Origin of the sequence: Helicobacter cynogastricus (assembly GCF_900197855.1) — a bacterium.
Classification (GTDB): Bacteria; Campylobacterota; Campylobacteria; order Campylobacterales; family Helicobacteraceae; genus Helicobacter; species Helicobacter cynogastricus.
In genome coordinates this window covers 13,649-38,827 of the sequence record NZ_FZMQ01000017.1, presented here as the reverse complement: position 1 = coordinate 38,827, position 25,179 = coordinate 13,649, and the positions used below count along the sequence as shown (strand labels likewise).

Here is a 25,179-nt window from a genome sequence, read left to right as displayed (position 1 = left end):
AACCTTTCTGTACATTCTAACATCATTTTTATATGGAATAGAGAAGAAACTCTACTCAAGGACTCTTAATACGCATTAAACCCCTACAACAAGGGGTATTTTAAAAGGTTTTTTAGTGTAGAATGGAGTTTTTGCCAATCCAAAATTTAAGTTGTGATTAATGGAAACAAATATCTCCAAGGCACTTTATGAGGCTAAGAAATTGCTTAGAGACAAGGGCATACGGACAGCCCTAGAATCGGAGATTCTTTTAGCCCATCTTTTAGGCGTGGATCGTGTTTATTTGCACATGCATGCCCAAGAAGAATTAGAAGATTTTGCCTTAGAACGCTTTATGCGCATGGTTAAAGCCCGTGCGCGTGGCAAGCCTATTGAATACATCACTCACGAAGTGAGTTTTTATAGTCGCCTATTTTTTGTGGATGAACGGGTTTTAATCCCTAGGCCAGAAACGGAACTATTGGTACACCAAGCTTCTGAACTCATCCAAGAATATGGCATTAAAAATGTGATTGAGGTTGGAATTGGGAGCGGTGTGGTTGCTATCAGTTTGGCCTTACAACATCCTAAAATTAGCATAATGGGCACAGATATTTCTATGGATGCCCTAGAGGTTGCTAGTATTAATATCACTACTTTTAGTTTGCAATCTCGTATCTCTTTGATGCACACCTCTTTGTTGCAGGGTGTAGATATTCCTGCGCGCACTCTTGTAGTGAGCAACCCCCCCTACATTCCCCTAGATTACCCCCTAGAGGAATCGGTGCGCTATGAACCAGAAATTGCCCTGTATGGAGGCGAAGAGGGGGATGAGATTTTAAAAGCTCTCATTGATGAGGCGGCTAGCAAGCGGGTGAAATTCCTCATTTGTGAAATGGGAGACAATCAAAAGGCATCTTTGAGCGAATATTTGGAAATCAGAGGCTATCGAGGAGTGTTTTATAACGATTACGCTAAGCTTAATCGAGGCTTCGTAGCCACGCTTAGAAATTAGTTACGCCCCTTATAGTGGGTATACTCAAAGGATTTAAGTAATTCAAACTCTCCATTAGCCACCAAACCCAAAGAGGGCAGAGCGACTCCATTAAAAGTGTTATTTTTAACGATCGTATAATGAAGCATGTCTTGAAAAATAATTTGATCACCCACCTCTAGGGGTTGGGCAAAATAATAAGGCCCAATAAAATCTCCAGCTAGGCAACTCACTCCGCCCAAATAGTAGGGCAGACCTCCCTCTAACTCGGGTTGTGCTTCTCCATTTTTGTCTATATGCAAAATTTCAGGTCTATAAGGCATTTCCAAACAATCAGGCATGTGATTAGCAATGCTAATATCTAGAATTGCAATCTGTCCCTCATTCTCCACAACATCCACCACACTAGAGAGCAAAAAACCCACTTGCCAGCCCACTGCCTCGCCCGGCTCTAAAAAAATATCGTGGATATTGGGATAATGCGCCCGAAAGTCCCGCACCGCTTGACTCAAGATTTCCAAAGAATACCCTTCTTTGGTGATATGTTGTCCACCCCCAAAATTCATCCACTCCATTTGTGCGATGAACTCCCCAAAATGCGCACTGACATGTTCTAAAGTTTCGGCTAATGCAGGGGAATCCTGCTCGCAATGGGTGTGGAAATGCAACCCACTAATGCCCTCTAATCCAAACTCCTCTACCCCCTGCTTAAAGGCATGAGGTGTGATGCCCAAACGGCTATGGGGCGCGCAAGGGTTGTAAATAAGAGGACTTACACGGCTAAAAAGGGGGTTGACACGTAAGCCGACCTTAATAGGAGAGAGCCCCAACTTGGCTAACTTTTTATTTTTGGCCACTATGGAGTCTTGATAGGCGTGGTATTGAGCGAAAGAATTAAAGACAATATGTGTGGCGATGGGCAGAAGTTGAGCGATCTCATCGGGTTTATAACCCGGGCTAAAGACGCAAATTTCTTTACCGCTCTCTCTAGAGCCAAATTCTTCATAGGCAAGCAAGGCTTCATGTACCCCACTTGCACAACAACCATATAAACTAGAACGCACCCACTCAAAGCTACGCCAAAAGGCAAAGCCCTTGAGAGCAAGCAGGATTTTGACCTGAGCTTGGGTTTGGGCGCGCTCTAAGATCGCTAAATTGCGTTGTAACTTGGCCAACTCAAGCACATAGCAAGGTGAGGGGATAGCCTTATAATCCATTAAACTGGGCGTGCATGTAAAAATTGTTTAACAATGCGCTCTACATCTAAAGGATTAGATTTAGATATGAAGTCATCGGCATGCAAAGACTTAGCCATCTCTTCATTACTGCTACCACTCATAGATGAGTTAACTACAATGGGAATTTTGAGTGTGTTAGGATCAAGTTTGACACGCCGAATCACTTCAAACCCGCTCGCTTCTGGCATTTCAAGGTCAGTAATGATGAGTCCAATGTCTTCAATCACGGTTTCAGGATCGAAAAGATAATCTAGGAGTTGTTGCCCATTGATAAAATCAATATGTTTAATACCCAATTTGTCCAAAATGGTTTGCATGGTCTTAAGCACACTGGGGGAATCGTCTGCAAAGAGCACGATTTTATCGCTATAGAGCTGGGAGAGGCGGTTGAGCTCCTCTTGACTCTCCTGTTCAATCCAAGGGAAGACATCCGTAAGCATTTTTTCAATGTCCACCACTTGCACCAAGCGACCATCAAAATAACGCGTACGGCTCACTAACTTAGAATTGCCACTATTGCCTCCCACGCCTGCGCTCTGTTCGATCTCTGTCCAACGTTTGTTTAAAATCCGATCCGCTTCATAAATGCGTACCCCGATTGTCCAGCGGGAAAACTCGCAGATCATAATAATGTCGTCCTCTTTAGGGTCTTTTTCAATCCTAAAGGGGCGTAGATCTTTTTGCTTGTTATTGCTATCATAATAGAACCACTTTTTCATGTCAATGAGGGGGATTGTGAGTTCTCGAATGATAATAAGCCCTTCAACCAAAGAATTAGGCTCATGACTAATCATGGTCAAACTGCCATTATACTTCACCACCTCGCGGATTTTAAACACATTCACCGCATAGAGGTCTTTATTCTTACCCAGCCTAAAACATAAAAGCTGCAATTCATTATTGCGGTGGAGATTGGTTACCTGATCAACATGGGCAAGATTATTCGCCATCTGCACTCCTCAAGAATAAAAGCACATTATAACATAGCTACACATGGAATCTAAAATGCATCACATCCCCATCTTGGACAATGTAATCTTTGCCCTCAATGCGCAATGCCCCCTTTTCTTTGGCACCCTGCTCGCCCCCATAGGCGATAAAATCCGCGTAGGCAATGGTTTCTGCACGGATGAAACCCTTTTCAAAGTCCTTATGGATCACCCCGGCCGCCTCTGGGGCTTTAGAACCACGCTCAATGGTCCATGCGCGCACTTCTTTGACCCCAGCGGTGAAATAACTCATCAAACCTAACACTTCAAAGCCTAAACGAATCACTTGATCCAATCCGCTTTGTGCGATGCCCAAACTAGCTAAAAACTCTCTAGCCTCGCCCTCTTCCATGCCCCCTAGCTCTTCCTCCAATTTGGCACTCAGGTGCACAAAATGCGCTCCCCTTTGCATGGCGCGCTCTTGCACCTTGAGGGCATGCCCTTGCAATGAGCCCACCTCTTCCTCACCCACATTGGCTACATAAATCACTTTTTTTGCGCTCAAAAAGCGCAATTCTTGATTGAGTTCTGCAAAGAGGGGATGATCTTTTTGTGCAAAGGAGTCCGCGCTCTTGAGCTCGTTTAAATGCGCCAAAAGCGCGCGTGCGAACTCTAATTGTGTATGGGCTGGCTTAGAGCTCTTAGCCAGTTTTTCTAAGCGCTCAAGGCGTTTTTGCAAGCTTTGAATATCTGCTAAAATCAGCTCGATCTCAATCACTTCCATATCCGCTAAGGGGTCTACTTGAGAGCTCACGTGGACTACATTGCTATCCTCAAAACAGCGCACCACATGCAAGATCACCGCACATTCACGCACATGGGCCAAAAACTGGTTACCCAAGCCCTCGCCCTGACTTGCTCCCTTGATAAGTCCAGCAATGTCCACAAACTCCACGCTGGAATGTTGGATGCGCTCAGGTTTGACAATGCGCGCTAGAGCCTGCAGGCGTGTATCGGGCACATCTACGATCGCCTTATTAGGATCGATGGTGCAAAAGGGGTAATTCGCGCTCTGGGCTTGCGCGCTGCGTGTGAGCGCGTTAAAAAGGCTGGACTTGCCCACATTAGGCAAGCCCACAATTCCAATAGAGAGTCCCACTACTTCAAGCTTTCTAGCACAAATTCCACACACATGCGCACACCTGCCCCGCTAGCTCCCGGGGTATTTACATCCCAATCTTTTTCAATATAGACAGGGCCGGCAATGTCAATATGTAGCCATTTGTCCTTATACTCTTCGCGGATAAATTCATTCAAAAAGAGTCCAGCAGTAACCGCGCCTCCATAGCGCACGGGGGTGATATTGGCAATATCCGCCATTTTGGAGTCTAAGAGTTTGCGCAAATGGCGGTTAAAGGGCAATTTGGCGACCAATTCTCCGCTCTTGAGTGCGGCATGTTCAAAGCGGGTTTTGAGCTCTTCATTATTGCCCATGATCCCACTGGTGTACTGCCCTAAGCCCACCACGCAAGCTCCAGTTAGGGTAGCAAAATCCACTAAAATATCGGGTTCTAAGTCTTGGGCAAAGCTCAAACAATCGGCGAGTACCAAACGCCCTTCTGCGTCCGTGTTGCGCACTTCAATGGTTTTTCCTTCTTTGGAGATGAGAATGTCATCGGGGCGATAAGAGTTGCCAGAAATCATATTTTCTGCCAAACCTAACACGGCATGCACCTCTGCATCTACTTTCAAATGAGCTAGGGCATTAATGGTAGCCAGCACCGCGCACGCCCCGCCCTTGTCCGCTTTCATGGTGATCATGTATTCAGCGGTTTTAATGCTCAGGCCACCGCAGTCATAGGTTAAGCCCTTGCCCACCAGTACGATTTTTTTCTTAGCGTTTTTAGGTTTGTAGACAACATGCACTAGTCTTGGAGGGTTGGCAGAGGCGCGATTGACCGCTAAATAGGCGTTCATGCCCTTCTCTTTAAGGTAATCCTCGCCATGTACAAAACATTCCAGCCCGTTTTTCTCAGCCAAATCTTGGGCTTTTTTGGCGATATAGGGCGCGTTGGCCACATCTGGAGGGGTGTTGACTAGATCGCGCGCCAAATTCACATGTTCGACCAACACATGGGCTTTGTGTAAGAGTTTTTCTAAATTGCGTTCTAAGGTTTTGACCTCATGTTCAAACTGGGAGGCTTCGCCTAGCGCAACATGCACTTCTTTAAGGTGGATGGGCTCTTTTTTGCTCTTATAGGCTTCGTATTGATAAAGCCCAAATTGTAATCCGGTGAGGATGGCAAGCATGGTCTGACCTAGTGGACATTCTCCCTCTGTAGCGTTTTTAGCCGCATAGAGCCCGACTTTAAGGCTTTTGAAATGGTATTTTTTTAGAGCCTTGAGTGCCAAACATGCGGCTTCTCTAAAGAGGTGGACATCATTATGTGCCACGCCCACATAGAGGCGTTTATGAGCCTGATCAAAAAACACCCCTTCGCCTTCATAGCCAAAGGTTTCTAGCACTTCCTTGTGGTGCACCCAAGCATGATTGAGGTTTTTCTCCACGACAAAAACAACTGCCACATCGGCCTTAACATGCTCAAAAGAGGCATGATCTAACTTGAACTGCAACATTACGATCCTTTCTTAAGTTTTAAGTCTTTTTGGACTTTTTGAATTTTTTTGTCTATCTTCTTCGTGTGGGTTTGGAAATACCAAAACACAACACCTAACACACAGACTAATAGTAATATAATAAGGTAAGGATAACGCTTAAGTACACCAAAGGCTTGGAAAATTTGTTCCCCAAAGAACCACGCCAGCACAATGGTAATGGATGCCCACACAAAGGCACTAATTAAATTAATCAAGGCGAATTTGAGTGCGCTATAGCGGGTGAGTCCAATACTAATGGGAATGATGGTACGCATACCATACATGTAGCGTTGGATGAAGATCACAAACCAGCCGTATTTTTGCAAGAGTAAATGGGCTAGGGCGAGTTTGCGCCGCTGTTTCTCTAGCTTTTTGGTAATATACGCCTTGCTGGTGCGCCCAATGTAAAAATAAATTTGATCCCCGCTAAACCCCCCCAAGCCTGCCACCAAGATCGCCAACAGCAAGTGCATGTGCCCTGAATAGCAGGCAATGCCTGCTAGAATTAAACCAATTTCCCCCTCTAAAATGCTCCAAAAAAAGAGGATCACATAGCCCCAAGTGGGGGCGTATTGATCCCATAATTCAATAATATAAGCTTCCATTAATACCCATTCTGCACCATTAAGAGTACTCCAAAATACTAAAGGTATTCACTTTTTCTGACATTTTTTCCAACCCCCCCAATTCCTTTAAATTAATCAAAAAGCAGGCTTCAAGACACTTAGCCTGCAATCTCTCAATGAGTTCCAAGCTGGCTAAAGCCGTACCCCCTGTGGCGATCAAATCATCCACCAGCAAGACATGCGCGTCCTTGATCTCTTTAAACGCGTCTGTGTGCATTTCTACACTACCTGCGCCATATTCTAGCTGATAGGAGACCTCAAGGGTCTTAAAAGGTAATTTGCCTTTTTTGCGCACGGGCACAAAACCCACACCTAGCGCGTATGCTAGTGCTGCGCCAAGAATGAAGCCGCGCGCTTCAATGCCCACCACAAAATCAATGCTATGGTGTTGATAGCGCACCTTGAGGGTGTCTATCAACTTGGAGAAAAGTGCGGGATGGTTGATAAGGGGGGTAATGTCCCTAAATAAAACGCCCGCCTTGGGATAATCGGGCACTTCTCTAATCGCCTCGTGAAGTTGGGCTTTGAGTTTTTGGCTAAACATCGATCTTCCTTACAATAACGCTTCAATTTTTTGTTCTAATTCGCGGATACGGGCTTTATATTTGTCGGTTTCTAGGCGGTATTGTGCATTGCGCTGTTTGAGTACTTTCACTTCATCCTTGAGCGCGTTCATCTCATGGGTTAAAATATCAATATTGCCCAAAGAACGTTGGAGTTGTAATTGGTGTTTTTGAATCAATACTTCAGCCTCTTGCAAAGTGAGCTTCATAGAAGCAGAGTATTTTTCTTGGCGTTTAGCCACAGAGCGGTAAAAAAACGCACGAATGGCCATGTAAGCCACAAAAAGCACAACAAGAGTGACGATCATCCATTGGGCTAACATGTGTTCATCCTCTCTAATTTTTGTACACGGATCGCATGTCTTCCCCCCTCAAACTTTGTTTGCAAAAAGGCTTCTACAATGCTCTGAGCTACCCCAAAACCCACGACATTTTGTCCCAAACAAAGTACATTGGCATCATTATGCAAACGCGCCATTTTGGCCATGTATGCGTCTGTGCACAAAGCAGCACGCACTCCGGGAATTTTATTACAAGCGATGCTCATGCCAATCCCACTGCCACAAACTAAAATTCCGCGTGTATCTTTGGGCATGGACGAAGCTAACAATTTGTTACAAACTTCTTTAGCGTAATCAGGGTAATCTACCCGTGTACCTGTTGGGGGCTTGCAAAAAGTGAGACGGGTTTGATCGGAGGATAAGAGGCTTTGGATAAATTCCCCTAGAGTTAGCCCTGCGTGATCACAACCTAGTATAATCTCTTTCATTTTGACTCTCCGGCAATGGCTTCAAGCCCACTCAAACTCTTAAACATGCGCTTCCAGCGCACCTTGAAAATATCTTTAGGGTCGTTTGTGCCCTCACTATTGGTGAGATTAAGACTAAAATAAACAAACCAAGGTGTGCCCACAATGTGGCTATAGGGTACACTCCCCCAAAAACGTGAATCGCTACTATCGTCCCGATTATCTCCAATCATAAAGAAGTGATCAGGTTCAATCTTTGTATAAAAAAGCGTTTCACCTTCCAGTTCTATGAGAGGCATAGAAACACTCACTCCTTTGATCTCAACTTGATGGGTTGCTAGAGCTTGCATCACCTCAAAAGTGCGGTTGTTTTGAGCATAAAAAATTCCCTTATGCGCAGAAGCATAGGGGGCAAAGACAAAATCTTTGCCTAGAAACTGCTTGATCTGGTGGTGAGGGAAGTGCTTTCTAATGTACTGCGAATCACCATCACTCTCTTTGGGATGCAAATAAAATCCCTCTTGATTAAAAATGACCTCATCTCCCCCCACTGCAAAGAGTCGTTTCACATAATAGCCCTTATTAGTAGGTGGAATAAAGACCACCACCTCGCCCCGCTGAGGGCGTTTGCCCTCAATCAAATGCCCATTGCCCTTGAAATCGGGCAAGAGGGGAATGTCCAGCCATGGAAGTCTAGGAATGGGGATTCCATAGCTAAATTTTTTCACAAAGAGCATGTCGCCCTCATAGAGCGTGCCCACCATCGAGCGCGAGGGGATGATGAAAGCTTGGGCGATGAAAAAAATCGCCAAGAGCACTAAAATAAGACTTCCTGTCCAGCTGGAAATAAAGCGGTTGATTTTCTTTAACATGAGGACTCCAGAGAGGTTTTAGCGGCTAGAAGTGTGTTTTCTAAAAGTGCGCTAATAGTCATAGGTCCTACCCCTTTGGGCACAGGAGTGATATAGCTAACTTTGTCCTTCAATGCCTCAAAATCGGCATCTCCTACCACTCTGTCCCCCTCTTTATTAATTCCAATATCCACTATAACAGCCCCCTCTTTAACCATTTCCGATCTGATTAGTCTAGGTTTGCCCACGCCCACACATATAATATCCGCTCTTTGGGTATACATGCTCAAATCTTTAGTTAAAATATGACAAATGCTCACACTCGCTCCTGCATTGAGCATTAAAGAGGCTAAGGGTTTTCCAATGATATTGCTCGCTCCTACAATGACCACATCTTGCCCTTTAATGGGAATGTCATAATGTTCTAAAAGTTCCATCACTCCCATTGCCGTAGCGGGCAAAAACCCCTTAAGTAGGCTATTAGAATACACTCGCCCCACATTGAGCGGATGGAAGCCATCTACATCCTTACAGGGCGCGATCGCTTCTAAAATCTCGCGTGTGTCCAAATGCTTAGGTAGGGGGAGTTGGACTAAAATCCCATGCACACGCGGATCGTTGTTAAGATTGTGCAAAATCTCTAGTAGGGCTTGTTGGGAAAGCTCACTTTTAAGGCTTTGTACTTGACAATCAATGCCCACGCGCATGCACGCTTTAGCCTTCATTTGGACATAGAGCTGACTGGCAGGATTCTCGCCTACCAAGATCACAACCAATATGGGCGTAACCCCCAAGCGCGCCACTTCTTGACTTAACGCCACTTCCCGCTCTTTTGCTAAGGTCCACCCATCTAACAACGCCATATCCATCCTAAGAAATTTTTGCGCTATTATAATCAAAAATCTTTGAAAAGGGCTAGCATGCGTGGGTTGGTGGTTGTGTGGCTGTTTTTAGGGTTATTAAGCGCGCAAACCTTATTAAAAGGTAAAGTCAAGGACGATAGCTTCATCACCATTCTTGAATATGGCAAAGAGCTGTATAAAAACCCACGCGATATTAGTTGTGCTCGTTGCCATGCTCCTTTGGGTGAGCAAAGAATCATCACCCACTACAGGCAACATGGCAAGGAACGCATTTTCAAAGCCCCACCCATTTACAACTTGCCCTTTGAACGCTTCAAAAACGCCCTAGAGCGAGGCAGGTCTATTATGCCTCGTTACAACTTGACACTTGATGAAATCAAGGCCATCTATTACTATATCACCTCCGTCAGAGACAATAAACAGAACTAAGCCCCCTTGTAGTTCCTAAAGATGTCTTGACTCACCTTATAGCTACAGAATTTAGGTCCGCACATAGAGCAAAATTCCGCTTCTTTAAAGACCTCTTGAGGCAGGGCTTCATCGTGATATTCTTTGGCGCGATCGGGATCAAGGGCAAGCTCAAATTGTTTATTCCACTCAAAGGCGTAGCGCGCATCACTCATTAAATCATCACGCACACGCGCATTCACCCGCCCGCGCGCAATATCAGCGGCATGGGCGGCAATCTTATAGGCCAAAATACCTTCTCGGACATCTTTAGCGTTAGGCAAACCTAAATGTTCTTTAGGGGTAACATAGCAGAGCATGGCTACCCCTTTCCATGCCGCCACACATGCCCCAATGGCACTAGCGATATGATCATAACCAGCAGCAATGTCAGTTACCAAAGGCCCTAACACATAAAAAGGAGCTTGGTTGCACAGCTCTTGTTGGAGTTTGACATTACGCTCAATTTGGTTTAAGGGCACATGTCCGGGGCCTTCAATCATCACTTGTACATCTTTTTCATAGGCGCGCGCGGCCAATTCACCCAAAACCTTGAGCTCGGCAAATTGGGCGGTGTCGCTTGCATCCGCCAAACAACCCGGTCGCAAAGAATCCCCCAAACTCAAACTGACATCATATTGCTGGCAAATGGCTAGAATGTCATCAAAGGCTTCATAAAAGGGGTTTTGTTTGTGATAGTGCATCATCCAGGAGGCCATCAAACTCCCGCCTCGACTAACAATGCCCATTTTGCGCTGGCTCACAAAAGGCATGTGCTCGAGCAAAAAGCCACAATGAATCGTAAAATAACTCACCCCTTGCTGGGCTTGTTTTTCCAGTACCTTTAACATAGTGTCTATGTCTAATTTCATGACATCATTATTCACATCGTGCAAAATCTGGTACATAGGCACGGTGCCAATGGGTACGCTGGAAGCTTTAATGATTTCTGCACGAATCGCGTCCAAATCCCCTCCTGTGGAGAGATCCATCACCGTGTCCGCGCCGTATTTGATAGCCACGCGCAACTTTTCTACTTCCTCCTCAGTGGAGTGGATGATTGCCGAACTGCCAATATTAGCATTAATCTTGGTCTTAAGGGCGATTCCAATCCCCATGGGCTCTAAGTTGCGGTGCTTAATATTAGCGGGGATGATCAAACGCCCACGCGCTACCTCCGCGCGCACGCTTTCAGGACTCACCTCTTCCACATTGGCAATATAGGCCATCTCTTCAGTAATCATGCCCTTTTTGGCATAATGCAATTGGGTTTTAATGGGATCATTGCTTCGTTGGTCGCAATATGTGCGTGCCATGACTATCTCCTTAGTGTCTAAAATGCCTTAACATAGCGCAGCGCAGCTTAAAACCCAAGACACGATTATTATGTTGCTATTGGTAAGCTTTTTGGATATTTTGAATTATTGAAGGTGGAATATTAGCCTATATTAAGTCAAAATGCGATAGAATAAAGAGTCATGCCAAAGTCAAGAGAAATAGATTTTAGTGTTTTTAAAGCTATGGGAATCTCGCTAATCCTAGCGGCTGCAGGAGAGGGTAGGCGTTTTGCAGAAGGTTTAGTTGGGCTAGAGAGACTTAAAAAGCAGTGGATTTTAGTGCATGGCATGCCTTTATGGCAGAGAGTGTATGAACAATTTGTCCGTTTGGGTTGCTTTGAGCGCATTATTGTGGTGGTGAGCAACTCTATAGAGCAAGTCTTTGTACAACAACGCCTCCCTGATGCTTGTGTGGTGGTGGGAGGACAGAGTCGCCAAGAGAGCGTACAAAATGCCTTAGAGCATGTAAGTAGCCGCTTTGTGGTGGTGAGTGATGTGGCGCGCTTTGGACTAGATTTATGTGTGCTGGCTCATCTTTTTGAAACTATGCAAAAACAAAGCCTGGATGGCGTTGCTCCGGCTGTGTCTCCCAATGATACACTTGTTTATGGAACACCACCATGGACGCTAAATAGACAAGAGGTCCGCTGTGTGCAAACCCCTCAAATTTGCTTGACTTCCAGCCTTAAACGAGCCTATGCTTTGGGGCATTTTACCGATGAGAGTAGTGCTTTGCTACATTTGGGCGCGCAAGTGGAATTTATAGAGGGAAGCACACGCCTACATAAACTTACCCATCGCTGGGACTTAGCCATGTTAGCCCCTCTAATCGATCCGCCCACCCAACATATGGGGCTAGGTTTTGATGTACACGCTTTTGAAGCGCATAAACCCCTCAAGCTAGGCGGGGTGCTCATTGATCCTGCAGATTGCTCCCATTTAGGACTTAGAGCCCATAGCGATGGGGATGTGCTCTTGCACGCGCTCAGCGATGCGCTCTTAGGGGCGATCAAGGGGGGGGATATTGGAATGTATTATAGCGATCAAGACCCTCGCTTTAAGAATATGGACTCTGTAATAATGCTCCAAGAGATTTACGCCCTCTTGCAAAACATGGGCTATATCGTGCAAAATGTCGATCTCAATCTCTTGGCTGAGATTCCAAAAATTGCCCCCTATAGAGGGCGCATTTGCCAAAATATCGCCCGCTTGTTACACGCACAACCCCACCAAGTTAACCTCAAAGCCACCACTTTAGAAGGCTTAGGATTCATAGGGAGAAAGGAAGGCATGGGCGCGCAAGCTGTGGTGCAAATCACAACCCGCCCTATCGATCTGCATGAAAAAAGTTGAAACTGCCCTGATTATTGAGGATGAAGTCCACTTAGCCCAAAGCATTGCCAACGCACTCACAAGCATAGGTTACCATTGTCAGGTCGTTTCAAGTATCTTCCATAATTTTAAGGAAGACTACGATGTGGTTTTAATATCTGCCAAAGTGTGCGTAGATCGTTGCGCGCATTTTGTACGCAAAAATTCCGACTCGATTACAATCATGATGACCAATTTTATTAGTGAGGATAGTGTTAATCGTCCTCTACAGGCTGGAGCTAAGGACTACATTTTAAAGCCTTTTAAGATGGAAGACCTCATCCGCAGAATCACCTACCACAAGGCCTATAAAGAAATCTTAAATCGTGTGCGCCTCTATGATAAATATCTAGATGCCATGATCACACAACGCAACTTCAACCCCCATATGGAATATGTCCTGCCCCTTGTTGTTCGCAGCCATGCTCAAAATAATGCGGATATTTTTGCCTTGCATTATGCGCGCACCCATCATTTGGATTTAGAATTTATCTCTTTGAGAGACATATCCTTAGAAAATGCGCGGGGTGTTGTTTACGCTACACACCTAGAAACTCTAAAACCTTCTGAAAGAGACAGATGTCTTAAAACCCTTAGCAAACGCAACGCCATCATTTCCTTTGTGGGGGTAGGCTCACTAGACTTTGAAAATGTGATCGATTTAGACGATCAGCAAGAGGTAGGCATGCCCTTAGAGCTACTCTCCATTCAAGATTATGAAAAGCACGCCATTGTGCAGTTTAGCCCCTCATACACAGATACAGAGTTGGCTAAACATTTAGGCATCAGTCGTAAATCCCTTTGGGAAAAGCGTCGCCGTTATAATCTTCCACGCAAACCCTCTAGTGCGCAGTGAGTGCAAGCACCACGCCAAAGTGCACCCTAGCTCCCGCCTTTTTTAGCGTCTTGATAGCTTGTTGCATGGTGCTCCCTGTGGTTAAAATATCATCTACTAAAAAATAATCTCCCATTTTGCCCTTAAAAATGAAGTCTTTGGGATGGCTTTGGCGAAAATCATGACTTTTTCCCGCATAAGTGATGTTTCTGGTAGCTCTAAGTTGGTTATAGAGAGCAGGCCATTTGTTTTCTTGACAAAATCTCCTAAGTATCACCGCGCTATGAGCATAGGCTTTTTTGACTCTATCATCAATGGCAATGCCTTGCAGACTAGCAGGGAATTGCCAAGAATATCTTTTTTCTTCTTTAAAAACTTGTCCAACCTTGCGCGCCAAAATATTTAAAAGACGACTACCAATATCGTAGTATTTGCTCTTGAGCAAGATTTCTATTTCATCATAGATGTAAAAGCCATAGATAGGCACATCTGCTAGAGTGCGCACCATCATTTGGGGTTCTAAATGGCGATCGCAGCGCGCACACACCAGAGTAAAAGGGGCAATCCAACGCTCACAGAGCAGACAGCGCATGCAAATGCTCTAAGATTTGGGAGTGGATAGCCTGCTCACTCTGCCCCGCTTCTAAAATATAAGGCTCTATGTCCAGTAGAGCACACGCCTCTAACATGCGCGCTTGAGTGTGCAGGAGAAAATCCACCCCTTGAGATTCGATGCAATCTGTGCTTTTAGCACGCAGGCGTTGGATGAGTTCTGCTCTTTTTAAAGACAAGAAAAACACCGCATCAGGCACATAATCTAGCTGGTGGGTGCGGTGTAACTCTAAGCTCTCTTGCAAGCTATAGGGCGCATAAGCTAGCCCTGAAATTAAACAGCGATCGCTAAAAATGAGCTTATGTGCGTTGGGTTTGATCACCTCTTCTAAATGCAACGCCCGATCGGCTAAAAAGAGTAAAAAGCGCGCGCTAGGACTTAGCGCGCTATGCAGAGCGCTATGACGCAAAGTAACGCCAAGAGGCGTGCCCCCGGGCTCTTGGGTGTAAATCGCCTCTTTAAAGACGCGCTGGAGCAAAGCTATTTGAGTGCTCTTCCCGCTGGTGTCCACCCCCTCAAGCGCGATCCACATCGCCCCTCTTTTGGATGAATTCCACCACACTGGGGGGCACAAGGTGGTTAATTTGTCCCTTATGGGCTAAGATCGAGCGCACCACAGAGGCACTAATGAAGGTATTTTGCAACGCGGGCATGAAATAGAGGGTTTCTAGCTGGGGGTTGAGGGATTTATTAGCATACCCCATTTGAAATTCAAATTCAAAATCGCTGAGTGCCCTTAGCCCGCGAATGATATAGCGCGTGCCTTTTTGCTGGGCTAAGTCTACTAAGAGTCCCTCAAAGCCCACGCATTCCACGCGCGCCAAATGTGCGGTACTCAAGCGCATCATCTCTAAACGCTCCTCTAGGGAAAACATAGGAGATTTAGCCTTAGATTTGGCGATTGCCACAATCAAATGCCCAAAAAGCGCGCTGGCGCGCTCAATAATGTCCAAATGCCCATTGGTGATGGGATCAAAAGTTCCCGGATAGATTGCGCCATGTTCTAGCATGGTTGTCCCCAGCGGGTGTAAAGCTGGTTATCAATGCCTAGCGCGTCAAACCACTTGCCCACTAAAAAAAGTTCCATGCTCTCCAAGTCTTGGGGCTTGGTATAATAGGTGAGCATGGGCGGGGCGATAATTGCCCCTACTTGGGCTAAACTAAGCAGGTTTTGCAGGGCTAGAGCGTGCAGGGGCAACTCCCTAGGGGCGATCAAGAGTTTTTTTTGCTCTTTGAGCATGACAGCAGCGGCGCGACTCATCAAGTCCTCACAAAGCCCATGCGCGATCTTAGCCACAATGTTTAAGCTAGCAGGAATGATCGCCATCGCGTCCGCTCTAAAGCTTCCTGAGGCAATGGGCGCATCAATTTGATAGTCTTCAAAGATTTCTAAGGGGCGGGAGCTTTGTTTTAATGCGCCCTTGAGCTGGAGCGCATTTTCTGCATGTGCTACTTTCTTACTATGTTTACTGAGCACTACAAAAAGCTGGTGTTCTATAGGGAGGTGCTCTATGAATTTTAAAGCCAAATTGATCCCACTTGCCCCACTAATGCCCAAGATCAATTTCATAACACTTCTCCTTTGAGCAAACCGGTAATTTTGACCTGTACGCGCTTTTTGCTCTGCAGATTCAACGCTTCAATCACTTGGTTTAAACTTCCATTTTGCAAGGCTTGCAAAGAGGTTTCCAAAGAGATCGCTCCGCTAGTGAGCGTGGCACTAAACATTTCGTTCTTATAAACCAAAATCTTGGGCGCGACCTTGTCCACACTAAGCAGAATATGCGCGCCTAAAAAGCTCTTGGTACTGCTATTGTTGATATAAGAAGAATCAATAGGCATGGTGTTGAACTGCTCAAAGGGGATCATCTGGGAGTAAGTATTTTGGCTGTCTAAGTTAATGTCTTTTTTAAGCGCGCTCTTGGTTTTATAAATTTGGATGTCTGCGATGACTTGGTATTTGAGTAACGCGCTCCCCACGCGCACCCACCCATCGGAGCGCAAAAATTGTTGGGGGCGCAGGGTGATGGGCATGAGACTTTTTTGTTCATAGGGTTTGAGGAAGGCATCTAACTTATCTAAATCTCCACTTGTCAAATGCACCTGTACACTGCGGATTTGGAATGTATAGGCATGGTAAAAGTCTGTGTAGACTTTTTGCAAACATTGGCTTAAAAAAGTGAGCGGATCGGCCAACAGAATGTGCATGCAAAACAGACTTAGGGTGAGGGCACGCATCGCTTCTTCCCTATTAAAAGTCTTGCCTCTTCCAAAAAAGACGAGGGTTTTAATCCCTGTTGCAGACCATTAAAATAAAATCTTTGAGTTGCGCTACATAAATAGAGCTCCTCTTTAGCCCGCGTGATCGCCACATAGCACAGACGGCGTTCTTCTTCTAAATCCGCCTTATAGTAGGGAAAAAAGCCCTCTTCAAAGCCCACCACAAAGACTACTCTAAATTCTAATCCTTTGGCTGAGTGTACGCTCATGCAAGAAAGTGTGTCTGCAGTCTTTATTCTAGGCTCTTCTAAGATACTTTGTTCTAAAAACTCGCCTAAACTGGCTTCTTGATCCTCAAAGTGATCTTCAAGCATTATCCTCAAGCTTTCTATGCAAGCAAGTTCATCCTCATTGCAGCTTGAATCAATAGGAAAGATTTGCAAGAGCGCGTCCAACACTCCAGCCCCTTTGTAGGATTGCAACTTTTGCAAAGAATCAAAGAGTGTTTTTAATCCCTTGCGACCTCTTGAATCTAAAATAACATCTAACAGACCTTGTCTATAAAGCTGATAAATACAAAGTCCTTTTTCTTGAGACAGCTCTATGATTTTTTCTATACGATGAGTTCCTAAGCCACGAGGGGGCTTATTGATAATTCTTAACAACTTCTCATCATCACAACGATCACATATGACACGCAAATACGCTAAGAGGTCTTTGATGATACTGCGTTCAAAAAAACCCACACTACCTACAATCTTATAGGGAATCTGTGCACGGCGCAAACTTTCCTCTACGCCCTTAGAAAGCGTGTTAAAGCGGTATAAAATGGCCATCTCATGGTAGGCGATTCCGCATTTAACTCGTTCTAAAATTGTGTGCGCTAAGAATCTACCTTCTTCTTGGGAGTTATCAAAATGCTTACAGATAAGGCGTTGGTCTTGGTGGCTGGGCTTGTGGCTGAAGAGGCGTTTATGGTGGCGTTGAGTATTGTGCGTAATAAGGGCGTTGGCGCACTTGACAATTTCTTGTGAGGAGCGGTAGTTTTGCTCTAGCTTGATTACCTTAGTTTGGGGGAACTGATCCTGAAATTCCAAGATATTGGTAATATCTGCGCCCCTAAAACCATAAATGCTCTGATCATCATCCCCCACCACGCAAAGGTTTTGATGTGCAGTACAAAGCTTTTGTAAAAGCTTAAATTGTAGGGGGTTGGTGTCTTGGTATTCATCTACCATGATAAAACGATAGCGTTGGCTGGTATGCATGGCCAAATCGGGCAGACAATCAAGCAGAGCATAGGGGATAGCTAACAAGTCGTCTAAATCAATTTTATTTTCTTTAAGTAAAATTTCTTGATAAAGGGCGTAAGCTTTTTGAATATCTGGATAGCAATCTTTTAGGGCAATTTGATGATTTTTGATCATAGAGATGGTTTTGAGCGCGTGCCCTAAGTACACATCTGCATTTATAAAACTAGGCCTAAGATTAAGAATAGCTGTTTTGCTAAGTGTCTTGGCTTCCTCAGGAGAGATCAACTTGAATTTTTTTTGTTCCAGTAACGAGGCGTACTCCTTGAGAAAAGCAAAACCAAATTTATGAAAAGTGCTTAGTCGTGGAGATTGTGTGTGCGCATGTCCACAGAGGCGCAGAAGTACTCTAGCCCGCTCTTGCATCTCTTTAGCAGCTTTGTTGGTAAAAGTGAGGGTAAGAGTGTTTTGAGGAGGCACACCCTCATGGGCGATCAAATAGGCTAGACGGGTAGTCAAAGTTTTGGTTTTCCCACTACCTGCCCCGGCCAAGATGAGCAGAGGACCTTTTGTATGTGTACAAGCCTCTCTTTGGGGAACATTGAGATCGGCTAAAAGAAGCTCTTTCATGGGAAATCTTTTTGAGCTGTGGGGGGCTGGATGGCAAAGTCAAGGTAGGCAGATTGAAAATCCGAATCCTTGATCGCGCCAAAGTGGTTTACGCTGGCTTCAAAATTGCCCATGCGTTGGTAGAGTAACCCCAAACCATAGCGTACATCGTAGTTGCCGGGCAATTTAGTTTTAGCAAACTCTAAAAGCAAGGCCGCATCGCCATAACGCTTAAGAGCAATATAGGCCAAACTAGCAAGAAGCAAAGGTTCTGCGCTGATTTCCTTGCGTTTGTCAATAAGGAAAGTAAATATTCCTATGGCCTTTTCATATTTTTTCTGGAAAATACTTAAAAGACCTAGCATGCGCATTAAATCAGTGCTAAGGTCTTCATCCCGCGTAACGCTTAGGCGTGTGGTCAATTCCTGTTCTTGTTGATTCAAAAGCCCGGTTACAAAGCCTAAGTAAATGTACATCTTACGCGCGAGCAATGGCCCATGCACAAGCTCTTCAATATTCATGTTCTTGTTGGTCAAAAGTGCATAAGCCTCTAGCATTTGCTTAATATCTGCGCGGTATTTGAGCATCATTTGATAGAAAAGATTAGTGAGCATATTATCAGGCTGCATGACTTGGAGAGCTCTAAAGCTCTGAATTAAGCGGTTCTTATCATGGGTCTTATTAGCATAGGCGATATTGAGGGCGTAATAGATTTTTAAGGGTCTTTTTACACTATTTAGCCATGTTAGGTCGTCATTACTAGCGTCATTGAGGTAGGCAATAAAAGAGTTTAAAAAAGCCCGTTCTGTTTTGTCAGAGAAATCCATCGCCTGAAAATCTATGGTGAGATTTTTTAAAAAGGTGCTCATGTCCTCATAATTGAGTCGTCCAGCGACCACAGCAAAGATTCCAGCAAGGATATTGCGACTATCCAAATGATAGGATTTTCTAAAATGGAAGCTTGCGTCATTAAAATCATCTAATTGGGCGTAGACGAGCCCAAGATTATAATGACTTACTGCATTATTAGGATTAGCTTGCAGGGCGCGTTTGAGCTGATGTACCGCGCTACGCAAATGTGAACGACCGATTTCTTTGAGAGCTATAAGAGTGTATTGATCGGACATGCTCATGTTCTTACCATTTTCTAGAGATTTAAGAGCCCCATCAAAATCCTTGCTCCCACTTGTATCCACAAAAAACACCCCCTCTTGAATTGCTTCTAAACCTTTCTTGGCATCAATGAGTTTGAAAGGGGCGTAATAAAAGAAAATGCGATAAATAGGTAGGCCAATACTCCGTCTAAAATTGTTGTTCCAAAAATCGCGCCGCACGCTGTCAATATCAAAAAAGCGGGCGTTGACGATGGGTGCGATGGGATAGGTGTCGCCAAGAATCTTAAGTTTGTTGGCATCGTTCTTGGTTTGTTGTTGTAAAAAATTCAGTACCCCACTTGCTTGGGGAAAATTCCCCATTTTTAGATGAATCAGCTCCATAGCCATATAAACGCTCAAATCTTGAGGAAAATGATCGGCATAGCGTTCCAAATGTCTCAAAGCCTCTTGATAGTGGCCTAAGCGGGCATAGAGTAAGCCTAGTGCTTTATCATCTTTGGGAGTTGCCACCTCGCCTAAATTATCTAAGGCATTTTGCGCATCTCCAAAAAGAAGGTAAATCTTAGCAGCTAGGCGTTGGCGCGCAGGTTTAAAGATGATTGAATTGGAGTGGTTGAGGGTGGAGAGGGTTTCAAAATAATGCCCTCCGTAGTACAGCCCTAGAGAATAGGCATAGGCGTAAATGGGTTGGTTGGCAATTTCTGGGAGACTTTGCATGGTCAGGCGCAAATAGCGCGTGTAAAGGTCCATATTGTTCAAATAGAATGAAGCCACCATCGCGTTAATGGCGTTCACCGAAGTGTTTTGTTTGGAAGCGATGGCTTGATTAAAGGCTTGCAGAGCACCGGTGTAGTCATGCTCATGCATTTTAATAACACCTAAATTGTGGTTGGCAATGCTAGAGGACATGTGAGAAATATCGCTAAAGACTTTAAGAGCTTCTTGGCGTTGTCCTTGTTGGTAAAGCAAATCGGCTTTTGCAATCAAGGCATTGATCTCTTCTTCATTGCTCAGAGGAATCGCACTCTCTTCTTTGAGGGTGGGTAAGTTGGCAAAATCTTCATTTGCATTAGAAGTAACCTTGTCTCGTTGTTTTTGCAACTGCGTTTCTGCCTCGATCATTTCTTGGTGGTTACTTTGTGTTTTGTAATGCACAAGAAGGGAGAGTGCGCCAATTAGCAGTAAAAACGCCAAAATCCCCCCACCCACGCCATAAAGTAACTTTGGGCGACTTTTGAGCTCACTCCAATTATTTTGGAATTTGCCCCAAGTGGCTTGACTAAAAAGTCCCTTGAGTGCTTGGAGTAAAGAGGGGAAGAGGGATTTTTTAGGGTTATTTTGGGGTTCTTCTGTCATTTCACACCCAAGATTTCAAATAGGGTTCTAGGACTTTGGGGATGGAGATTTCCCCATTGGCTTTTTGGTGGTTTTCCATCAGCGCAACTAAAGTGCGCCCCACCGCCAAAGATGAGCCATTGAGAGTGTGCACTAGCGCATTTTTCTTACCCTCTTTGAAGCGGATTTTAGCCCGGCGGGCTTGAAAATCGCGCGTATTAGACACAGAGCTAATCTCGCGGTAGCACTTTTGTCCGGGTAACCACACTTCAATATCTATCGTATTGCTCGCGCTAAAGCCTAGATCTCCACTGCACAGCTGGACAAAACGATGTGGGAGCTCTAGAGCGCATAAAATCGCACTGGCGGCCTCTAACATTTGCTCTTGCATACGAGTGCTCTCATCAGGGTGGGTGAGCGCGACTAATTCTACCTTGTCAAATTGATGTTGGCGGATGATCCCATGCGTGTCCTTAGAGGCACTCCCGGATTCTTTGCGAAAACAGGGGGTATAAGCGGTGAGCTTGATAGGGAGTTGCTCACAGGGTAAAATCTCATTGGCATAAAAATTGGTCAAACTCACTTCAGAGGTGGGGATAAGATAGAGCTCTTCCCCCTCAATTTTAAAAAGATCTTCTTGAAACTTGGGAAGTTGCCCTGTGCCAAAGAGGCTAGTAGCGTTCACAACAACCGGCGGACTGACAATTTCAAACCCGTGCTTGGCATTAGAATCGAGCATAAAATTAGCTAAGGCGCGGTGCACTAAAGCCCCTTGTGCGCGCAGAGCGTTAAAACGACTCTTAGAAATTTTGACTGCGCGCTCAAAGTCAATCCAGCCATTTTTTTGGGCTAAAATGTGGTGCTCTTGAGGGGCAAAATCAAAACTCTTGGGACTCAATACCTTTTTGATCTCCACATTATCGTTTTCATCCTTGCCAAAGGGAGTTGCAGAGTCTAGCAAATTAGGCAAGCCAGCTAAAAGGGTGTCTAACTCTTCTTCTAGGGTGTTGACTTGGGCTTGTAGCTGGGCGATCTTGGTTTTATTTTCCTCTAAGGAGGTTTTTAAATCGTTGGCTTGGGGGGTGTTTTGGCGTTGGGCTTGAAAAAAATCCTTAGAAATCTTGTTCTGAAAAGCTTGGGCTTCCTCTAATTGGAATTTTTGCGCCTTGAATTCTAGTAAAACCTCTTTTAAGTGGTGCAAGATTTGAGGGTCTACAAAGCGTTTTTGCAGATTTTCCACCACCCCCTCAAAATCTTTAAGTAGTAATTTCTTATCTATCATGGTTTTCTCCTACACATTTTCTAGGCTCTCTAAAGCCCCATTCGCGCGCCCATGCGTCCAAATACTCTTTATGCACTTCTAGGTGCAACACTCCCTCTTGTCCCTGCAGGCTGTCGTTAATTTGTCCATTGGGCAGGGCGATAAAACTATCCCCATAAAAGCGCCAAGGCAGATTGTGTTTGACCCCTTGATAGTATTCTTGGCGCACCATGCCGATGCGATTAGCCCGTGCGACCAACATGGAGTTACAAAAAGCGCGCGCGCTGCACACCGCCCGCCAACGCTCATAAGACTCAAAAGTGCTCGCACAGCTCAATAACACCATGTCTACCCCCTCCTCCTGTATTTTTAGCCAAAGCGCGTCAAAATGCACCTCATAACCAAAGAGCGCGGCAATTTTAATCCCTTCTAAGTAGAACATAAGAGGGGTTTTAAACGCCTGCTTAGGGTTGGCAAAAAAGGCAGCTTCATCCCAATGATCAAAGGCGATGAGGCGTTGCTGGGGAAAAAACTGGCTGTGTTGGGGGCTAATCCAGGCCATTTCTTTTAGCAAACCTTGTCCATGCGCACTCAAAGTGGGAATGATCAAATGCACCCCACGCTGGGCAGCAAGCTCTTGTAGCTGGGCTTGATGGGTCTGCACTTGATCTAGCAGGCGTGATGGTTCTGCTTGGAGCAGTTCTAAAAAAAAAGGGCTTAGAATGTACTCAGGAAAAAGGCAGAGCGCGCCCTCTGGAATTTGGGCTAAATTGCTCTTGATAAAATCTAAATCAAAGCGCGCTATTTGAAAAAGGGCTAGGTGCATGGAGTCTCCGGGGCATTTTTCACCGCCAAGATACAAGATACACTTTTGTACAAATAGTGCTTTTTTTCCACCACTTCCAAGCCTAAGGTATTGAGTTCGTCCTCTAATTCGTCTACGCTGATAAAACTCTCAATGGAAGCGGGCAAATAGGCATATGCGCTGTAGTTACGGCTTAAAAGCATGCCAAAAATGGGCAAAATTTTAGAAGTGTAAAAATGCGCCAAAGTGCCCAAAATCCCGCGTTGATCACAGCGCATAAACTCTAGCACCAAGAGTACGCCCCCTTTTTTAAGGGTGCGGCTAAATTCCTTAAGTGCCTCTTTCCACTCTAGCACATTGCGCAACCCATAGGCAATGCTAATGAGGTCTAGGCTCTCTGCAGAGAGCGCGCTTAACTGCGTGGCTTCCAAACACTCTAATTGAGTGGGGGCTAGCGGGGCGTGTTGAGCAATCTTATCTTGCGCTAAAAGCAACATTTCTTTAGAAGGGTCAATCCCATAAATGCGCTCCAAACTCCCCTTTTGCTCCAGCGCACGCACAATGTGCAAGAGCATGTCTGCTGTACCACAGGCAATATCGCCCACGCGCAAATGTTGCAAATCTCCCTTAAAGGCATACACCCAACGCAGAGCGCGCGCGATCGCGTCTTTGCGCCATTTTTCATCTTGCTTAAAGCTTAGAACGCGGTTAGTGGTGTCATAAGTTTTAGCGATGGCATCAAACATGCCAATGATCTTTTTTTGTTCCTCTTGACGCTCTGATCTCAAAAGAATTTCCCTACCGCGCAAAAGACGATCACGATCATGCAGATTGTGGGCACTTCATTTATCCAGCGAAAAAATCTCCCGCTTTTATGCTGCCCATTCTGCCCTAAGACGCGTATAAACTTCCCACACATGAAATGATAATGCAGTAAAATCAGCACACAGAGCAGTTTGAGGTGCAACCAACCATGTTTAAAGACTTCCGTGCCCAAAATATAGAGCAAGGCTAAACCGCTGATCACAACCAAAATCATCGCAGGCATGGCGATGTATTGATACAGCTTTTGCTCTTGAATGCACACAATGGCGACAAATTCGGGCTTATCGTGATGTTCGCGGTGGTAGACAAAGAGGCGGGGCAGGTAAAAGAGTGCGGCCATCCACGAGATAACTCCAATGACATGTGCGATCTTGATCCATAAATACCAATTTTCCATTTATTGTATCTCTCCTAATAGAGTGGATGCATGCGCGCCCTTTAAGCGCACCCACACCCCTTCAGGTTCTAGACATTGCTTTTCTAAGCGCACAGCGCATTTTTTTGCCCGCGCGCTAAGGGCATCTAGTTTAGCATAGGGAATAAAACACACAAGGGGTTCTTGAAATTCTTCAAAGGCATCTTGTGCGCGCATGTTCTGAATACAGAGCTGCACACTGGTACTATAAGCCTTCATTAAGCCCCCCACGCCCAAGAGCACACCTCCAAAATAGCGCACTACAATCACCGCGCTTTGGCAAAGCTGTTCATGGCGTAAAATCTCTAAGAGTCCTTGCGCGCTGTGTTTGGGCTCTCTATCCTCATGCAAGGCTTCCTCTAGGCGGGCGCAGCGCATGCATCTATAGGCATAGACGATATGACGGGCTTTGTGGTGTTCTTTACGCAGGCGTTCTAAACAGGCTTCAAACTCCCCGCTAGGCATTAAAAAGCCTAGAAAAATCGAGCCCTTGATTTTATGCTTAGAGGTGAGCAGGCGATTAACTTGAAACATTAATGTTGGAGGTAAATTTGCATTTTTTGATTGTCTAAGACCAGAGTTGTTTTACCCCGCGTGATCGTGAAGAGCCCTTGCAAATTTTCATAAAAAGCCAGTTCAAAGGCCATCAGCTTTTCGTTCTTGCACACACGGCGTGAAATACCCTTATCCTCAATGCGTAAATGGTCGTCATCGCGGAAAGCGTAGCTAATAAAATACTTATTGCAATAGATCAGCCCATAAGCCCGTAATTGTTTTTGGTCAAACTCCACGCGCCCCATCGGACTATTGAGCACATTTGGAGGAAGTTTTTTAATGTGGTTGCGAGCGATATCGCTTTGGAGCTGCTTCATGTCTGTTTTAATCATGGAATTATCTGGAGGAAGACTTTGTGCATTCAGGTCTTTAATCTTAGCATCTAACTCGGCTTTTAATAAGTCAAGTTTACTTTTGGGAGATTGAGCGGGGGAAGGGGTCGGAGCAGGGGGCTTTTGAGGCAAAGTCATATCGGCTGTAGGAGTATTTGGAGCATTGGTATCTTGGTCTGGATTGAGTTCTTGGGCTTCTAAGATAATGTCTTTAAAATCAAAGGCATGCCCACCCATAACAACTTTAGTAATACGGTAACGATTGTAATTAAAGTTTTTGCTAAAGAAGCGCACTAAAAAACAACCCCCCAATAAAAAAGCGCACAGAAAAACCCCTATCCACAAGCTTAAATTTCTCTTTATCCCACCAAAAACACCTTTAAAGCCTCGCACTCCACCCCTTTA

General features: G+C 45.1%; 28 protein-coding genes. 4 read left to right on the top strand and 24 right to left on the bottom strand.

Annotation, left to right across the window (positions count from 1 at the left end):
• The first annotated feature begins 160 nt into the window (after positions 1–160).
• A complete protein-coding gene (gene prmC, locus C6H00_RS07990) occupies positions 161–994 on the top strand; it encodes a peptide chain release factor N(5)-glutamine methyltransferase (protein ID WP_104750462.1) in 834 nt (277 codons plus the stop codon).
• Here the strand turns inward: prmC and nspC are convergent.
• Genes nspC through C6H00_RS07940 form a run of 10 tightly spaced genes read right to left on the bottom strand, consistent with a single transcriptional unit; the run spans position 991 to position 9,449 of the window.
• The gene (nspC, locus tag C6H00_RS07985; RefSeq protein WP_104750461.1) at positions 991–2,190 is read right to left on the bottom strand and encodes a carboxynorspermidine decarboxylase; all 1,200 of its coding nucleotides are present in this window, start codon (positions 2,188–2,190) and stop codon (positions 991–993) included. The genes prmC and nspC overlap by 4 nt on opposite strands.
• Entirely contained in the window at positions 2,190–3,161 is a 972-nt protein-coding gene (locus tag C6H00_RS07980; protein ID WP_104750460.1) for a chemotaxis protein, read from the bottom strand. Before C6H00_RS07980 ends, nspC begins: the two co-directional genes overlap by 1 nt.
• Positions 3,162–3,198: 37 nt before the next feature.
• The gene (ychF, locus tag C6H00_RS07975; RefSeq protein WP_104750459.1) at positions 3,199–4,299 is read right to left on the bottom strand and encodes a redox-regulated ATPase YchF; all 1,101 of its coding nucleotides are present in this window, start codon (positions 4,297–4,299) and stop codon (positions 3,199–3,201) included.
• Positions 4,299–5,777, bottom strand: a complete 1,479-nt coding sequence (locus tag C6H00_RS07970) for a leucyl aminopeptidase (protein WP_104750458.1) — start codon at positions 5,775–5,777, stop codon at positions 4,299–4,301. The genes ychF and C6H00_RS07970 overlap by 1 nt, the downstream gene beginning before the upstream one ends.
• Positions 5,777–6,403, bottom strand: coding sequence for a DedA family protein (locus C6H00_RS07965; protein ID WP_104750457.1), 627 nt, complete (start codon positions 6,401–6,403; stop codon positions 5,777–5,779). Before C6H00_RS07965 ends, C6H00_RS07970 begins: the two co-directional genes overlap by 1 nt.
• A 19-nt stretch (positions 6,404–6,422) precedes the next feature.
• The gene (gene apt, locus C6H00_RS07960; RefSeq protein WP_104750456.1) at positions 6,423–6,968 is read right to left on the bottom strand and encodes an adenine phosphoribosyltransferase; all 546 of its coding nucleotides are present in this window, start codon (positions 6,966–6,968) and stop codon (positions 6,423–6,425) included.
• A gap of 9 nt (positions 6,969–6,977) precedes the next feature.
• On the bottom strand, positions 6,978–7,310 hold the full coding sequence (locus tag C6H00_RS07955) for a coiled-coil domain-containing protein (RefSeq protein WP_104750455.1): 333 nt from the start codon (positions 7,308–7,310) through the stop codon (positions 6,978–6,980).
• Positions 7,304–7,756 (bottom strand): ribose 5-phosphate isomerase B, encoded by a 453-nt coding sequence (gene rpiB, locus C6H00_RS07950; protein WP_104750454.1) that lies wholly within the window; start codon positions 7,754–7,756, stop codon positions 7,304–7,306. The genes C6H00_RS07955 and rpiB overlap by 7 nt, the downstream gene beginning before the upstream one ends.
• Positions 7,753–8,607 (bottom strand): signal peptidase I, encoded by an 855-nt coding sequence (gene lepB / locus C6H00_RS07945; RefSeq protein WP_104750453.1) that lies wholly within the window; start codon positions 8,605–8,607, stop codon positions 7,753–7,755. Before lepB ends, rpiB begins: the two co-directional genes overlap by 4 nt.
• Entirely contained in the window at positions 8,601–9,449 is an 849-nt protein-coding gene (locus tag C6H00_RS07940; protein ID WP_104750452.1) for a bifunctional 5,10-methylenetetrahydrofolate dehydrogenase/5,10-methenyltetrahydrofolate cyclohydrolase, read from the bottom strand. The genes lepB and C6H00_RS07940 overlap by 7 nt, the downstream gene beginning before the upstream one ends.
• A gap of 57 nt (positions 9,450–9,506) precedes the next feature.
• On the opposite strand from C6H00_RS07940, the gene C6H00_RS07935 reads away from it, so the two are divergent.
• Positions 9,507–9,878 (top strand): c-type cytochrome, encoded by a 372-nt coding sequence (locus C6H00_RS07935; protein ID WP_199769221.1) that lies wholly within the window; start codon positions 9,507–9,509, stop codon positions 9,876–9,878.
• On the opposite strand, the gene thiC is transcribed toward C6H00_RS07935, so the two are convergent.
• Entirely contained in the window at positions 9,875–11,212 is a 1,338-nt protein-coding gene (gene thiC / locus C6H00_RS07930; protein WP_104750451.1) for a phosphomethylpyrimidine synthase ThiC, read from the bottom strand. The two genes, C6H00_RS07935 and thiC, sit on opposite strands and share 4 nt — an antisense overlap.
• Before the next feature lie 204 nt (positions 11,213–11,416).
• Between thiC and ispF the strand changes: the two genes are divergently transcribed.
• Positions 11,417–12,586, top strand: coding sequence for a 2-C-methyl-D-erythritol 2,4-cyclodiphosphate synthase (gene ispF / locus C6H00_RS07925; protein ID WP_104750542.1), 1,170 nt, complete (start codon positions 11,417–11,419; stop codon positions 12,584–12,586).
• A complete protein-coding gene (locus C6H00_RS07920) occupies positions 12,573–13,460 on the top strand; it encodes a response regulator (RefSeq protein WP_104750450.1) in 888 nt (295 codons plus the stop codon). Before ispF ends, C6H00_RS07920 begins: the two co-directional genes overlap by 14 nt.
• On the opposite strand, the gene C6H00_RS07915 is transcribed toward C6H00_RS07920, so the two are convergent.
• The 13 genes from C6H00_RS07915 to C6H00_RS07855 are packed head-to-tail and all read right to left on the bottom strand — an operon-like array spanning position 13,447 to position 25,167.
• Positions 13,447–14,031: a ComF family protein gene (locus tag C6H00_RS07915; protein ID WP_104750449.1), complete on the bottom strand. Its 585-nt coding sequence runs from the start codon at positions 14,029–14,031 to the stop codon at positions 13,447–13,449. The two genes, C6H00_RS07920 and C6H00_RS07915, sit on opposite strands and share 14 nt — an antisense overlap.
• Positions 14,012–14,584: a dTMP kinase gene (gene tmk / locus C6H00_RS07910; RefSeq protein WP_104750448.1), complete on the bottom strand. Its 573-nt coding sequence runs from the start codon at positions 14,582–14,584 to the stop codon at positions 14,012–14,014. Before tmk ends, C6H00_RS07915 begins: the two co-directional genes overlap by 20 nt.
• A complete protein-coding gene (gene coaD, locus C6H00_RS07905; RefSeq protein ID WP_199769225.1) occupies positions 14,568–15,074 on the bottom strand; it encodes a pantetheine-phosphate adenylyltransferase in 507 nt (168 codons plus the stop codon). Before coaD ends, tmk begins: the two co-directional genes overlap by 17 nt.
• Positions 15,056–15,622, bottom strand: coding sequence for a UbiX family flavin prenyltransferase (locus C6H00_RS07900; RefSeq protein ID WP_104750446.1), 567 nt, complete (start codon positions 15,620–15,622; stop codon positions 15,056–15,058). The genes coaD and C6H00_RS07900 overlap by 19 nt, the downstream gene beginning before the upstream one ends.
• The gene (flgA, locus tag C6H00_RS07895) at positions 15,619–16,290 is read right to left on the bottom strand and encodes a flagellar basal body P-ring formation chaperone FlgA (protein WP_104750445.1); all 672 of its coding nucleotides are present in this window, start codon (positions 16,288–16,290) and stop codon (positions 15,619–15,621) included. Before flgA ends, C6H00_RS07900 begins: the two co-directional genes overlap by 4 nt.
• Positions 16,272–18,152 carry an ATP-dependent helicase gene (locus tag C6H00_RS07890; RefSeq protein ID WP_104750444.1) on the bottom strand — a complete coding sequence of 627 codons (1,881 nt, stop codon included), beginning with the start codon at positions 18,150–18,152 and terminating at the stop codon, positions 16,272–16,274. The genes flgA and C6H00_RS07890 overlap by 19 nt, the downstream gene beginning before the upstream one ends.
• Positions 18,149–20,602, bottom strand: coding sequence for a tetratricopeptide repeat protein (locus C6H00_RS07885; RefSeq protein WP_104750443.1), 2,454 nt, complete (start codon positions 20,600–20,602; stop codon positions 18,149–18,151). The genes C6H00_RS07890 and C6H00_RS07885 overlap by 4 nt, the downstream gene beginning before the upstream one ends.
• Position 20,603: 1 nt before the next feature.
• Complete coding sequence (gene serS / locus C6H00_RS07880) at positions 20,604–21,863, bottom strand: serine--tRNA ligase (protein ID WP_104750442.1); 1,260 nt, start codon at positions 21,861–21,863, stop codon at positions 20,604–20,606.
• Positions 21,853–22,704 carry a carbon-nitrogen hydrolase family protein gene (locus C6H00_RS07875; protein ID WP_233704495.1) on the bottom strand — a complete coding sequence of 284 codons (852 nt, stop codon included), beginning with the start codon at positions 22,702–22,704 and terminating at the stop codon, positions 21,853–21,855. Before C6H00_RS07875 ends, serS begins: the two co-directional genes overlap by 11 nt.
• On the bottom strand, positions 22,659–23,435 hold the full coding sequence (gene ubiE / locus C6H00_RS07870; RefSeq protein WP_199769219.1) for a bifunctional demethylmenaquinone methyltransferase/2-methoxy-6-polyprenyl-1,4-benzoquinol methylase UbiE: 777 nt from the start codon (positions 23,433–23,435) through the stop codon (positions 22,659–22,661). Before ubiE ends, C6H00_RS07875 begins: the two co-directional genes overlap by 46 nt.
• Entirely contained in the window at positions 23,432–23,869 is a 438-nt protein-coding gene (hemJ, locus tag C6H00_RS07865) for a protoporphyrinogen oxidase HemJ (protein ID WP_104750439.1), read from the bottom strand. The genes ubiE and hemJ overlap by 4 nt, the downstream gene beginning before the upstream one ends.
• Positions 23,870–24,421, bottom strand: coding sequence for a YigZ family protein (locus C6H00_RS07860; protein WP_104750438.1), 552 nt, complete (start codon positions 24,419–24,421; stop codon positions 23,870–23,872). It lies immediately after the preceding gene.
• Positions 24,421–25,167: an META domain-containing protein gene (locus C6H00_RS07855; protein ID WP_104750437.1), complete on the bottom strand. Its 747-nt coding sequence runs from the start codon at positions 25,165–25,167 to the stop codon at positions 24,421–24,423. Before C6H00_RS07855 ends, C6H00_RS07860 begins: the two co-directional genes overlap by 1 nt.
• Between the last annotated feature and the right edge of the window lie 12 nt (positions 25,168–25,179).

What these genes read in the sequence shown, in the direction of transcription:
- C6H00_RS07965 (WP_104750457.1), bottom strand. Translation starts at nt 6,403, where the DNA reads ATGGAAGCTTATATTATTGAATTATGGGATCAATACGCCCCCACTTGG.
- lepB (WP_104750453.1), bottom strand. Translation starts at nt 8,607, where the DNA reads ATGTTAAAGAAAATCAACCGCTTTATTTCCAGCTGGACAGGAAGTCTT.
- C6H00_RS07940 (WP_104750452.1), bottom strand. Translation starts at nt 9,449, where the DNA reads ATGGCGTTGTTAGATGGGTGGACCTTAGCAAAAGAGCGGGAAGTGGCG.
- C6H00_RS07890 (WP_104750444.1), bottom strand. Translation starts at nt 18,152, where the DNA reads ATGAAAGAGCTTCTTTTAGCCGATCTCAATGTTCCCCAAAGAGAGGCT.
- C6H00_RS07970 (WP_104750458.1), bottom strand. Translation starts at nt 5,777, where the DNA reads ATGTTGCAGTTCAAGTTAGATCATGCCTCTTTTGAGCATGTTAAGGCC.
- apt (WP_104750456.1), bottom strand. Translation starts at nt 6,968, where the DNA reads ATGTTTAGCCAAAAACTCAAAGCCCAACTTCACGAGGCGATTAGAGAA.
- C6H00_RS07900 (WP_104750446.1), bottom strand. Translation starts at nt 15,622, where the DNA reads ATGAAATTGATCTTGGGCATTAGTGGGGCAAGTGGGATCAATTTGGCT.
- serS (WP_104750442.1), bottom strand. Translation starts at nt 21,863, where the DNA reads ATGATAGATAAGAAATTACTACTTAAAGATTTTGAGGGGGTGGTGGAA.
- rpiB (WP_104750454.1), bottom strand. Translation starts at nt 7,756, where the DNA reads ATGAAAGAGATTATACTAGGTTGTGATCACGCAGGGCTAACTCTAGGG.
- C6H00_RS07860 (WP_104750438.1), bottom strand. Translation starts at nt 24,421, where the DNA reads ATGTTTCAAGTTAATCGCCTGCTCACCTCTAAGCATAAAATCAAGGGC.
- nspC (WP_104750461.1), bottom strand. Translation starts at nt 2,190, where the DNA reads ATGGATTATAAGGCTATCCCCTCACCTTGCTATGTGCTTGAGTTGGCC.
- thiC (WP_104750451.1), bottom strand. Translation starts at nt 11,212, where the DNA reads ATGGCACGCACATATTGCGACCAACGAAGCAATGATCCCATTAAAACC.
- C6H00_RS07980 (WP_104750460.1), bottom strand. Translation starts at nt 3,161, where the DNA reads ATGGCGAATAATCTTGCCCATGTTGATCAGGTAACCAATCTCCACCGC.
- tmk (WP_104750448.1), bottom strand. Translation starts at nt 14,584, where the DNA reads ATGTGGATCGCGCTTGAGGGGGTGGACACCAGCGGGAAGAGCACTCAA.
- flgA (WP_104750445.1), bottom strand. Translation starts at nt 16,290, where the DNA reads ATGCGTGCCCTCACCCTAAGTCTGTTTTGCATGCACATTCTGTTGGCC.
- C6H00_RS07885 (WP_104750443.1), bottom strand. Translation starts at nt 20,602, where the DNA reads ATGACAGAAGAACCCCAAAATAACCCTAAAAAATCCCTCTTCCCCTCT.
- hemJ (WP_104750439.1), bottom strand. Translation starts at nt 23,869, where the DNA reads ATGGAAAATTGGTATTTATGGATCAAGATCGCACATGTCATTGGAGTT.
- C6H00_RS07920 (WP_104750450.1), top strand. Translation starts at nt 12,573, where the DNA reads ATGAAAAAAGTTGAAACTGCCCTGATTATTGAGGATGAAGTCCACTTA.
- C6H00_RS07935 (WP_199769221.1), top strand. Translation starts at nt 9,507, where the DNA reads ATGCGTGGGTTGGTGGTTGTGTGGCTGTTTTTAGGGTTATTAAGCGCG.
- C6H00_RS07955 (WP_104750455.1), bottom strand. Translation starts at nt 7,310, where the DNA reads ATGTTAGCCCAATGGATGATCGTCACTCTTGTTGTGCTTTTTGTGGCT.
- C6H00_RS07915 (WP_104750449.1), bottom strand. Translation starts at nt 14,031, where the DNA reads ATGCGCTGTCTGCTCTGTGAGCGTTGGATTGCCCCTTTTACTCTGGTG.
- ispF (WP_104750542.1), top strand. Translation starts at nt 11,417, where the DNA reads ATGGGAATCTCGCTAATCCTAGCGGCTGCAGGAGAGGGTAGGCGTTTT.
- prmC (WP_104750462.1), top strand. Translation starts at nt 161, where the DNA reads ATGGAAACAAATATCTCCAAGGCACTTTATGAGGCTAAGAAATTGCTT.